Source organism: Streptomyces sp. NPDC059456 (assembly GCF_042750055.1).
Lineage (GTDB): Bacteria > Actinomycetota > Actinomycetes > Streptomycetales > Streptomycetaceae > Streptomyces.
In genome coordinates, this window is sequence record NZ_JBHYVA010000141.1 from 4,724 (window position 1) to 14,975 (window position 10,252).

Genomic DNA, 10,252 nt, shown 5'->3' on the forward strand with positions numbered 1-10,252 from the left:
GGGGCCCCACCCCGGTCCCGCGTTTTGTTGGGCCCGGGAATTCTTACCGCTGCGTACGGCTCCGGATGATCATCCGGAGCCTTCCGCTTTGTCGTCAGTGGCGGCCCGAGATGCGGTTGGCCAGACGGGCCAAGGGTGTTGTCGTCGGGGTGTGGGTTGCCGATTCGTGGCGGTCCGCCTCGCGGTACGCCGCGTAGAGGGCCTGGACGCCGAGCCAGCGGAAGGGTTCCGGCTCCCAGCGGCGGACGCGGTGGTTGACCCAGGGGAGGGTGGTCAGCTCCGTGGTGTCCTCCAGGACCAGGTCGCGCAGGGTGCGCGCCGCCAGGTTGGCGGTGGCGACCCCGGAGCCGACGTAGCCGCCGGCCCAGCCGAGGCCCGTCGTGCGGTCCAGGGTGACCGTGGCGCACCAGTCGCGGGGGACGCCGAGGACGCCGGACCAGGCGTGGGTGATCTCCACTCCCGTGAGGACCGGGAAGAAGGAGGTCAGGAGCCGGGTCAGGGAGTCGATCGTGGACTGCTGGGTGGTGCCGTCGGTGTCGGTGCGGGAGCCGTAGCGGTAGGGGACGCCGCGGCCGCCGATGGCGATGCGGTCGTCGGCGGTGCGCTGGGCGTACATGTAGGCGTGGGCCATGTCGCCGAGGGTGCAGGCGTCGGACCAGCCGAGGCGGGACCACACGTCGGGTGGGAGGGGGGCGGTGGCGATCATCGATGAGTTCATCGGGAGCCAGGAGCGCTTTTGGCCCTTGAGGGCGGCGGTGAAGCCTTCGGTGCAGCGCAGGACGTGGGGGGCGCGGACGGTGCCGTAGGGGGTGATGGCGCGGCCGGGGGCGATTTCGGTGACGGGGGTGGATTCGTGGATGACGACGCCGAGGCGTTCGCAGGCGGCGGCGAGGCCCTTGACGAGTTTGAGGGGGTGGATGCGGGCGCCGTGCGGGGTCCAGCTGGAGCCGACGGCGTCGGCGATGTCGATGCGGGCGCGGGTGTCGGTGGCGTCGTAGAGCTCGCGGTCGGTTTCGCCGAAGGCGAGTTCGGCGGCGTGGAAGGCCTTGAGGCGGGTGAGCTGGGCGGGGGTGCGGGCGACTTCGAGGACGCCGCCGCGGTGGATGTCGGCGTCGATGCCTTCTTTGGCGGCGGTGTCGATGACTTCGGCGACGGTGTCGTTCATGGCCCGCTGGAGGCGGAGTGCGGCTTGGTGGCCGTGGAGTTCGGCGTAGCGGTCGCGGCCGGCGATGCCGTTGTAGAGCCAGCCGCCGTTGCGGCCGGAGGCTCCGTAGCCGCAGAACTTCTGCTCCAGGACGGTGACGCGGAGGTCGGGGGCGGAGGTCTTGAGGTGGTAGGCGGTCCACAGGCCGGTGTAGCCGCCGCCGACGATGACGACGTCCGCGGTGGCGTGGCCGGTGAGGGGGGTGCGGGCCGGCCGGCCGGCGGTGTGGTCGGTCGCGTACCAGAAGGAGATGCCGCCGTTGATCGTCATGGGGGAGTTGGTACACGGGGTTTCGCGGGGGTGTCCAGGTACGGCATGCCGGGTTTTGGGGTGGGAGAGGCGGCCTTTTGGCTGATGTGGCGGGTGTGGTGGGGTCCGTAGGCTGCCGGTGGGGGGCGCGTTGCGGGGTCCTAGGCTGCGCGCATGATCCGTAGCGCTGTTGTCGAGGACGTGTCCGTCATCCACGCGATGATCCGTGAGCTGGCGGAGTACGAGAAGGTGCCGCACGAGGCGCGGGCGACGCGGGAGCAGTTGCGGGAGGCGCTGTTCGGGGAGCGGCCGGCGGTGTTCGCGCACGTCGTGGAGGACGGGGGCGGGGAGGTCGTCGGGTTCGCGGTGTGGTTCTTGAGTTTTTCGACGTGGCGGGGGGTCCACGGGATTTATCTGGAGGACCTGTACGTGCGGCCGGGTGTGCGGGGTGGTGGGTACGGGAAGGCGCTGCTGGGGGAGTTGGCGCGGATCTGCGTGGAGCGCGGGTACGAGCGGCTGGAGTGGTCGGTGCTGAAGTGGAACGAGCCGTCGATCGGGTTTTACGAGGCGTTGGGTGCGCGGCCGCAGGAGGAGTGGTCGGTGTACCGGCTGACGGACGGGGCGTTGCGGCGGTTGGGTTCGGCGCAGGGCTGAGGGCGCTGCGCTGAGGGCGCTGCGCCGGGTCGTCGCGTCGGGTCGGTCGGCGGGTCGCGTGGGGTCGTCGGGCGGGTCGTCCGTCAGGCGGTGATCTTGTTGGTGAAGGCGTCGAGGTTGGTGCGGGCGCGGTCGACCTTCTCGGTGAGGGTGAGGGTTTCCTCGTGGCGGCCGGCGCGGAGTTTGGGCTGTCGTTTGCCGCGGATGTAGAGGGAGCAGGCGAGGTCGGCGCAGACGTAGATGCCGATGGTGTTTCCTTCGCGGCCGCGGCTTCCGGCGAGGGGGGCGACGAGGAGGGAGACGCCGGAGGCGGCGTGGCCGGTGAGGCAGATCTGGCAGACGCTGGACTTGAGGGCGCTGGTGCGGCTGGTGCCGGGGACGCGGAGGGTGATGCCGAGGGGGGTGCCGTCGGTGTCCCGGCGTACGAGGTGGGCGCGGAGGGGGGCGCCGGGGTCGATCCAGCCGAGGAAGTCGAGGTCTTCCCAGGGGGTTTCGGCGAAGTCCAGGGGGAGTTTGAGGCGTGCTGCCTCGCCCTTGGTGCAGTTCACGAAGGACGATCGGATCTGTTTTTCGGTGAGCGGGTCCACGGGGGTGGACGGTACGTGGGGGTACGGGTTGCTGTCATCCGATATTGCCGGGTGGGGGTCGTTCAGGGTTCGAGGATGACCTTGCCGGTGGTGGCGCGGGTTTCGAGGTCGTGGTGGGCGGTGGCGGCTTCGGCGAGCGGGTAGCGCTGGAGTGCGGGCCGGAGTCGGCCGGCGGCGGCTTCGGCGAGGGCGCGGGTTTCGAGGAGGCGCAGGGGGTCGTTGCTGCCGGCGCGCTGGAGCATGGCGGGGCCGAGGACGTTGGTGGTGGTGATGGCGCGGGCGGTGAGGGTGGCGCGGTCGGTGTCGGTGAGGGGGATGGGGCCGGCGGACCAGCCGAAGACGAGGTGCTGGGCGCCGGGGGCGAGGAGGCCGAGGGCGGTGCGGGCGGTGGTGCCGCCGACGGAGTCGAAGAGGACGGTGGCTCCGGCGGGGTGGTGGGCGCGTACGGCTTCGGGCCATTCGGGGCGGGTGTAGTCGAGGGCGAGGTCGGCGCCGTTGGCGGTGGCGAGGGCGGTTTTGGCGGGGCCGCCGGCGAGGGCGATGACGGTGGCGCCGGTGTGTTTGGCGTACTGGACGAGGAGGGTGCCGATGCCGCCGGCGGCGGCGGGTACGAGGGCGACGGAGTCGGGGCCGAGGTCGGCGAACTGGAGGATGCCGAGGGCGGTGCGGCCGGTGCCGATCATGGCGACGGCACGGGCGGGGTCGAGGCCTTCGGGTACGGGGTGGAGGCGGTCGGTGTCGGCGACGGCGTATTCGGCGTAGCCGCCGGGGGCGAAGCCGAGGTGGACGACGACGGGGCGGCCGAGCCAGTGGGGGTCGGTGCCGGGGCCGAGGGCGTCGACGGTGCCGGCGACTTCGCGGCCGGGGATGGTGGGGAGCGGGGGGAGGGTGGGGGCGGGGCCCCGGATGCCTTGGCGGAGGGTGGTGTCGAGGAGGTGGACTCCGGCGGCGGCGACGGCGATGCGGACTTGGCCGGGGCCGGGGACGGGGGTCGTGGTGCGTTCGGGGGTGAGGTTTTCGGCGGGGCCGAAGGTGTGGAGGCGGATGGCGCGCATGGTGTCCATGGGGCCAGGCTCGGACCTGAAGTGGGGTTGAGGTCAAGGGGTGTGGGTGCTGGTGCCGGGGGTTGTCGGTGGGGAGGGGGAGGATGGGGGGATGGCGCGCAAGGGGCAGCAGGAGACGGTGAAGGCGGCGCGGCGGCCGGAGGTGCGGTTGCCGGAGCTCGGTGTGTGGGAGGGCGGTGGGCTGGAGCCGGACGGGGATTACGACGGGCTTGAGTTCGCCGACCTGGATCTGGCGGGGCAGGAGGGGGTCGGGGCCCGGTTCATGGACTGTGCGCTACGGCGGTGTGCGCTGGACGGGGCGGGGTTGGCGAAGGCGCGGTTGCTGGACTCGGTGCTGGAGGGGGTCCGGGGGGTGGGGACGGACCTGTCGGGTGCTTCGCTGCGGGACGTGGAGGTGGCGGAGGCCCGGCTGGGGGGTGTGCAGTTGCACGGGGCGGTACTGGAGCGGGTGGTGTTCCGCGGCGGGAAGATCGACTACTTGAACCTGCGGGAGGCGCGGCTCAAGGACGTGGTGTTCGAGGGGTGCGTGCTGGTGGAGGCGGATTTCGGGCGTGCGGTGCTGGAGCGGGTGGAGTTCCGCGGGTGCACGCTGCGGGGGGTGGATTTCGCGGGGGCGCGGATGACGGACGTGGATCTGCGGGGGGTCGCGGAGCTGGGCATCGCGCGGGGGGTGGAGGCGCTGTCGGGGGCGGTGATCAGCCCGGCGCAGCTGTTCGACCTGGCTCCGGCGCTGGCGGCGCAGCTGGGGCTGCGGGTGGTGTCGTAGTCCGGGGGCGGGCGGAGCCGGGCGGGGTTGCGGGGGCAGGCGGGGCCGCAGAGCCGGGCGGGGTCGTGAGGTCAGACGGGGTCGCGGGGCCGGGCGGGGTCGTGAGGCCAGGCGGGGCCAGGCGGGGACGCGGAGCCGGGCGGGGTCGTGAGGCCAGGCGGGGCCAGGCGGGGACGCGGAGCCGGGCGGGGTCGTGAGGTCAGACGGCGTCAGACGGGGCCGCGGGTTCAGGCGGGTCGTGAAGTCAGGCGGGGTCAGGCGGGGACGCGGGGGAAGCGGGCCTGGAGGGTCCAGATGGCGGGGTTGTCGGCGAGTCCGTCGTGCATGTCGGTGAGGTCGGCGACGAGGTCGTGGAGGAAGTCGCGGGCTTCGCGGCGCAGCAGGCGGTGGCTGAAGGTCAGCGGTTCTTCTTCCGGCGGCATCCAGTCGGCTTCGATGTCGACCCAGCCGAAGCGGCGCTCGAAGAGCATGCGGTCGGTGGATTCGGTGAAGTCGAGTTCGGCGTACTGGCGGTGGGCGGAGCGGCTGCCGCGGGGGTCCTGGTCGAGTTGTTCGACGATGTCGCAGAGTGCCCAGGCGAAGTCGAGTACGGGCACCCATCCCCAGGCTGTGGACACTTCCCGGTCCTTGGCGGTGTCGGCGAGGTAGACGTCCCCGCAGAACAGGTCGTGGCGCAGGGAGTGGACGTCCGCCGAGCGGTAGTCGGTCTGCGGGGGGTCCGGGAAGCGCCGGGAGAGGGAGTAGCCGATGTCGAGCACGTACCCGATGGTGTCACGGTGGGGCGGGTGCGTGGGACGGGGTGTCGGCGGGGTGTCCCCGGCCGGGGGACGGCGGGCCCGGCGGCGCCGGCGCGCCCGGCGCCCCCGCGGGGCCCGCGGGGGGGGCCGCGGGTACGCGGCGGGAGTGGGTGTTGCCGTTGTCGCGCACGTACGCGTTGGTGTCGGGGGGGGGGGGGTGCGGGGGTGGGGGGGTGGGCGGGGGGGCCCCGGCCGGGGGACGGCGGGCCGCGGGCCGCGTCCGGAGGCCCGCCGGACGCGGCCCGGGCGGTGGGCCGTCAGCGGACGTTGACGGCGGTCCAGGCGGCGGCGACGCGTCCGTATTCGGTGGCGGCGGGGCCGTAGAGGTCGGCGGCGGCCTTGAGGGTGGCGGTGCGGGCGCGGGCGTAGTCGGTGGTGGAGGTCATGTACAGGTTCAGGGCGCGGTACCAGATGCGGACGGCCTTGTCCCGGCCGATGCCGAGCAGCTTGGAGCCGTCGTAGGTGGGGGAGTCGTAGGAGATCTTGTTGATTTCCTTGGGGCCGCTGCCTTCGGCGAGGAGGTAGAAGAAGTGGCGGGCGGGGCCGGAGGCGGCGTAGGGGTCGAGGGTGCCGATGTCGCGTGACCAGTAGTCGCGGGAGTGGCCGTCGAGGCTGGGGTGGTCCATGCGGCGCACGTCGGTGCCGGTGAAGATGCGTTCGCCGATGAGGTAGTCGCCGACGTCGGTGGTGTTGTCGGCGAAGAATTCGACGGAGGTGCCGAGGATGTCGGCGGTGCCTTCGTTGAGGGCGCCGGGTTCGCCGGTGTAGGTGAGTCCGGCGGTGGCGGCGATGACGCCGTGGGTGAGTTCGTGTCCGGCGATGTCGAGGGTGGCGAGGGTCTGGCCGGTGGCGGGGTCGTCGCCGTAGTTGGCGCAGGCGCAGGCCGGGTCCCAGAAGGCGTTGGGGTGGTTGCTGCCGTAGTGGACGCGGGAGGTGACGCCGGTGCCGTCGCCGCGGATGCCGTTGCGGCCGAGGACGGCCCGGTAGAAGTCCCAGGTGACGGCGGTGGCGTAGTGGGCGTCCACGCCGGCGGACTGGCGGTTGGCGGGGGTGCCGGTGCCGCCCCAGTCGTCGTCGGGGTCGGTGAAGAGGGTGCCGCCGCCGGTCTGGTTCATGGCGTCGAGGGTGCGTTGGTTGCCGCGGGTGGTGTCGCGGAGCTGGTGGGTGGTGCCGGTGGAGTAGGTGGTGAGGGGGACGGTGCCGGCGTGCTGGCTGTGGCCGGTGCCGGCGCGGACGGCGTCGTAGCCGGCGAGGGTGGCGCCGGTGCGGGCGTCGGTGAGGGTGTGGATTTCGCCGGGGGTGCCGTCGGGGTGGGTGGTGCGGGTGGTGGTTTCCCAGGCGAGGACGGGCGCGGGTCCGGTGCCGGCGGCCCAGACGACCTTGTGGGACGTGGCGGTGGGAGCCGGGGCGGTGGCCGTGGTGGTGGTGAGGGTGATCGGGCTGTCGTTGCCGCTGGTGGTGCGGGTGCCGTCGGGGCGCTGGTGGATGACGAGGTCTCCGCCGAGGACGGGGAGGCCGGCGTAGGTGCGCTGGTAGCGGGTGTGGGTGGTGCCGTCGGGGTCGGTGACGGTGTTCTGGGCCACGAGCGCAGCCGCGGCCTGGGCGGGTGCCGTGGCGGGTGCCGTGGTGGCCGCGGTGGCGGGGGCCGTGGCGGTGGCGGTGGTGACCGTCATGACGGCGACGGTCCCGAGGAGGGCGGCGAGGCGGCTGCGGGGCGAGGCGGGGGAGGACGTGGGGTGGGTCACTCTGGCTCCTTCGCGGTGGCCGGGGTGGCGGCGCGAGTGAGCGTGACAGGACGGCCCAAGTCTTTGGCAGGTCTGCGACAAAAATACGAGGGGGATCCCGGCGGGGTTGTCCGAACACCCCCGCTCGCTGTCCGGATCCCGCTGCCGTCAGGGCAGGAGGCGCTGTTCCTTCGCCACGGAGACCGCCCCCGCGCGGGTGTCCACGCCGAGTTTGTCGTAGATGCGGCCCAGGTGGGTCTTGACCGTGGCCTCGCTGATGAACAGGGCCCGGGCGATGTCCCGGTTGCCCAGCCCCCGCGCCAGCTGGCCCAGGATGTCCAGCTCGCGGTCCGTGAGCGTCGGGCGCGAACCCCGCAGGTGGGCCATCACGCGGTTGGCCACCGGCGGGGACAGCGTGGTGCGGCCGGCCGCCGCCGAGTGGATCGCGGAGAACAGCTCCTCCGGGCGCTCCGCCTTCAGCAGGTAGCCGGTGGCTCCCGCCGCGATGGCCCGCGTGACGTCCGCGTCCGTGTCGTACGTCGTGAGGACCAGGACGTGCGGCGGGTCGGTCACCGCCGTGATGCGACGGGTGGCCTCGACCCCGTCGATGCCCTCGCCCAGCTGGAGGTCCATCAGCACCACGTCCGGGCGCAGCTTCGCCGCCAGGGCCACCGCCTCCTCGCCGCTGCCTGCCTCGCCCAGGACCTCGATGCCGGGTGCGCTGCCCAGCAGTGCCAGCAGGCCCGCGCGGACCACGGCGTGGTCGTCGCAGAGCAGGATCGTCGTCATCCGGTGGGCTCCAAGGGGATCGCCGCGGAGAGGACCGTGCCCTCGCCGGGGGTGGATTCGAGGGTCAGGGTGCCGCCGAGCTGGCGGACGCGGGCACGCATCGCCGGGAGCCCGTGCCCGCGGTCCCCGGCCGGCCCGGCGCCGCGCGGCTCGGTGAATCCCTCGCCGTCGTCGGCGACGTCGAGGACGACCTGGTCCCCGAGGAAGCTGAGGGTCAGGGCCGCGGTCCGGGCGTGGGCGTGCTCGCGGACGTTGGCCAGCGCGCCCTGTGCGATGCGCAGCAGCGCGGACTGGACGCGGTCCGGGAGCGGGGCGGGGGTGCCCTCCAGGTGGAAGCGGACGTCGATGCCGGGGCCGGCGTCGAGTGCGCGCAGGGCGTCCGCGAGTCCGCCGCCGCCTTCGAGTTCCGGCGGGGCCAGGTCGTGGACGAGCCGGCGGGCCTCGGCGAGGCCGCGGGCCGCGATGCCGGTGGCGGTGCGGACGTGGGCGCGGGCGGTGGCCGGGTCGCTGTCCCAGGTGCGGTCCGCGGCCTGGAGCAGCATCTGCTGGCTGGACAGGTGCTGGGCGAGCGTGTCGTGGATCTCCATCGACAGCCGCTGCCGTTCCGCGAGGGTGCCCTCGCGGCGTTCGGTGGCGGCCAGCTCGCGGCGGGTGCGGATCAGGTCGTCGATCAGGGCGCGCTGGGACTGGGCCTGGCGCTCCATGTGGACGAAGACGGCGGTGGCGAGGGCGGCGATCGCGGGCGGGGCCAGCAGGAGGTTCGGGTCGAAGGCCTCGGAGAGCTGGAGCTGCGCGGCGACGACGAACACGGTCAGCAGGGCCACGAGGACGATCGCCGCACGGGGCGGCAGGGTGCGCAGGGCGGTGTAGAAGAGGGGGACGGCGCACCAGGCGAAGCTGGGCGCGAGGACGACCAGGACCACCCAGGTGGCCACGACCAGCCCGAGCCAGAGCAGGCGGCGCAGGGTGGGGGCCGCGCCGAGCGCCGGGCCCAGTACGTACAGCAGGGCCAGGGTGATGCTGAGGGCGATGATCCACGGGGTGCTGGGCGAGCCGGGGTGGCGCAGCAGGAAGCGGGCCACGGAGGCGCCGAGGAGCAGGAAGAACGCGGTGTGCATGACCGCTGCGAGCACCCGCGTATCGGCCTTCCGCGCCCCCGCCCCGGGCCCGGCGGGCCCACTGGCCGCACTGGCCATCCCGGCCCCACTGGCCCCACTGGCCCCGCCGGCCCCGCCAGCCCCTCCGGGTCCACCGGCCGCACTGGCCGCACCGGCCACCCCGGATTCGCCGGCAGTCCCCGTGGGCCGGGCAGCCCCCGTGGTCCCGGTGGCAGCGGGCTCGCCGGGTGTGCCGGGATCTTCCGACGGGGCCGGGGGCGGGGTGTGGGTCACAGGGGGCTCCCGGGTCGGTGGCTGGCTCCTCCATCGTGCCCGGTCGGGCACGCTGGCGCCGACCAGCCAATCCGTACCCGTACCCGGTCCGCATCGACCGATCGGTTGACCCCCGGGTCATCCGGTCCGGCAGCCGTCGCGAGCCGGTACGGGGACCGGTGGGCGCCGGGTGCGGCCCCAGGCTTGGAGCAGCAGGACGAGCCGACGTACTCAGCCGACGTACTCCGCCGACGCACCCAGGAGCAGCAGACATGAACACCCGCACCCGCATCCTCACCGGTACCGCCCTCGCCGTTGCGCTCGGCGCCGGGACCTTCGGCGCGGTCAGCGCCAGCGCCGCGCAGGCCGAGACCGCCCCGGCCGCCGCCTCCGCGAAGAAGGACGGCGGGGCGAACGAGAAGAACTTCACCACCACGACCCACCTCACCGTCGACGCCGCCACCCGCGCCGCCCAGGCCGCGCTGGACGCCGCGCAGAAGGAGAACCAGAAGGTGACGGTCGCGGTCGTGGACCGCAACGGCAACACCATCGTGACCCTGCGCGGCGACGGTGCGGGCCCGCAGTCCTACGAGTCGGCGCAGCGCAAGGCCTTCACCGCCGTGTCCTGGAACGCCCCGACCTCGGTGCTCGCGGGCCGTCTCGCCCAGACCCCGAACCTGAAGGACATCCCCGGCACCCTCTTCCTCGGCGGCGGCACCCCGGTGCAGGCCAAGGGCGCCCCGGTCGCCGGCATCGGCGTGGCCGGCGCCCCCAGCGGCGACCTGGACGAGAAGTTCGCCAAGGCCGGCGCCGACGCACTCGACAAGTAGCAGCCGCCCGCCCGCCGCAGCCGCCCGCCGCAGCCGCCCGTCGCATCCGGCCGCCCGCGACTTCCGGCCTTCCGCGGGAAACGGCCCGAACCGTCACATCGGGCCCACATAGGATCGGGCGCGTGGAACACCGCGCCCTCTCCCGCCTCGCCGTCCCTGCCGCCGCCGCCCTGCTCGCCCTCACCACGGCGTGTACGGCCGGCACGGTGCAGGGGCGG

The 10,252-nt window shown here is 73.8% G+C and carries 10 protein-coding genes; 3 read left to right on the forward strand and 7 right to left on the reverse strand.

All coding sequences use genetic code 11. The annotated features are described in order from the left end of the window. Positions 1-94: 94 nt before the first annotated feature. On the reverse strand, positions 95-1,474 hold the full coding sequence (locus ACFXA3_RS15170) for an NAD(P)/FAD-dependent oxidoreductase (protein WP_385186922.1): 1,380 nt from the start codon (positions 1,472-1,474) through the stop codon (positions 95-97). Between the two features lie 153 nt (positions 1,475-1,627). Here ACFXA3_RS15170 and ACFXA3_RS15175 point away from each other — a divergent pair, with 153 nt between their 5' ends. Continuing rightward, a complete protein-coding gene (locus tag ACFXA3_RS15175; protein ID WP_385186923.1) occupies positions 1,628-2,107 on the forward strand; it encodes a GNAT family N-acetyltransferase in 480 nt (159 codons plus the stop codon). A gap of 83 nt (positions 2,108-2,190) precedes the next feature. Here ACFXA3_RS15175 and ACFXA3_RS15180 read toward each other — a convergent pair whose 3' ends face one another. Together ACFXA3_RS15180 and ACFXA3_RS15185 are read right to left on the reverse strand one after the other, a co-directional pair. Then, the gene (locus ACFXA3_RS15180; protein ID WP_385186925.1) at positions 2,191-2,694 is read right to left on the reverse strand and encodes an FBP domain-containing protein; all 504 of its coding nucleotides are present in this window, start codon (positions 2,692-2,694) and stop codon (positions 2,191-2,193) included. A 62-nt stretch (positions 2,695-2,756) separates the two neighbouring features. Further along, on the reverse strand, positions 2,757-3,749 hold the full coding sequence (locus ACFXA3_RS15185; RefSeq protein ID WP_385186938.1) for a zinc-binding dehydrogenase: 993 nt from the start codon (positions 3,747-3,749) through the stop codon (positions 2,757-2,759). Between the two features lie 100 nt (positions 3,750-3,849). Here ACFXA3_RS15185 and ACFXA3_RS15190 point away from each other — a divergent pair, with 100 nt between their 5' ends. Continuing rightward, positions 3,850-4,524, forward strand: a complete 675-nt coding sequence (locus ACFXA3_RS15190; protein ID WP_385186927.1) for a pentapeptide repeat-containing protein — start codon at positions 3,850-3,852, stop codon at positions 4,522-4,524. A 254-nt stretch (positions 4,525-4,778) separates the two neighbouring features. Here the strand turns inward: ACFXA3_RS15190 and ACFXA3_RS15195 are convergent, their stop codons facing one another. The 4 genes from ACFXA3_RS15195 to ACFXA3_RS15210 all read right to left on the reverse strand — a co-directional run bounded on the left by ACFXA3_RS15195 (position 4,779) and on the right by ACFXA3_RS15210 (position 9,030). After that, positions 4,779-5,282: a hypothetical protein gene (locus ACFXA3_RS15195; protein ID WP_385186929.1), complete on the reverse strand. Its 504-nt coding sequence runs from the start codon at positions 5,280-5,282 to the stop codon at positions 4,779-4,781. Positions 5,283-5,578: 296 nt separating this feature from the next. Further along, positions 5,579-7,066, reverse strand: a complete 1,488-nt coding sequence (locus ACFXA3_RS15200) for a M4 family metallopeptidase (RefSeq protein ID WP_385186930.1) — start codon at positions 7,064-7,066, stop codon at positions 5,579-5,581. 147 nt (positions 7,067-7,213) lie between these two features. Then, a complete protein-coding gene (locus tag ACFXA3_RS15205) occupies positions 7,214-7,834 on the reverse strand; it encodes a response regulator (protein ID WP_385186932.1) in 621 nt (206 codons plus the stop codon). Beyond that, on the reverse strand, positions 7,831-9,030 hold the full coding sequence (locus ACFXA3_RS15210; protein WP_385186934.1) for a sensor histidine kinase: 1,200 nt from the start codon (positions 9,028-9,030) through the stop codon (positions 7,831-7,833). The genes ACFXA3_RS15205 and ACFXA3_RS15210 overlap by 4 nt, the downstream gene beginning before the upstream one ends. A gap of 446 nt (positions 9,031-9,476) precedes the next feature. Between ACFXA3_RS15210 and ACFXA3_RS15215 the strand changes: the two genes are divergently transcribed. After that, positions 9,477-10,034, forward strand: coding sequence for a heme-binding protein (locus ACFXA3_RS15215; protein WP_385186936.1), 558 nt, complete (start codon positions 9,477-9,479; stop codon positions 10,032-10,034). The last annotated feature ends 218 nt before the right edge of the window (positions 10,035-10,252 follow it).

Excerpts from the sequence above, each read along its gene's own strand:
- ACFXA3_RS15210 (WP_385186934.1), bottom strand. The coding sequence starts at position 9,030 with ATGGCCAGTGCGGCCAGTGGGCCCGCCGGGCCCGGGGCGGGGGCGCGG.
- ACFXA3_RS15190 (WP_385186927.1), top strand. The coding sequence starts at position 3,850 with ATGGCGCGCAAGGGGCAGCAGGAGACGGTGAAGGCGGCGCGGCGGCCG.
- ACFXA3_RS15170 (WP_385186922.1), bottom strand. The coding sequence starts at position 1,474 with ATGACGATCAACGGCGGCATCTCCTTCTGGTACGCGACCGACCACACC.
- ACFXA3_RS15215 (WP_385186936.1), top strand. The coding sequence starts at position 9,477 with ATGAACACCCGCACCCGCATCCTCACCGGTACCGCCCTCGCCGTTGCG.
- ACFXA3_RS15185 (WP_385186938.1), bottom strand. The coding sequence starts at position 3,749 with ATGCGCGCCATCCGCCTCCACACCTTCGGCCCCGCCGAAAACCTCACC.
- ACFXA3_RS15205 (WP_385186932.1), bottom strand. The coding sequence starts at position 7,834 with ATGACGACGATCCTGCTCTGCGACGACCACGCCGTGGTCCGCGCGGGC.
- ACFXA3_RS15175 (WP_385186923.1), top strand. The coding sequence starts at position 1,628 with ATGATCCGTAGCGCTGTTGTCGAGGACGTGTCCGTCATCCACGCGATG.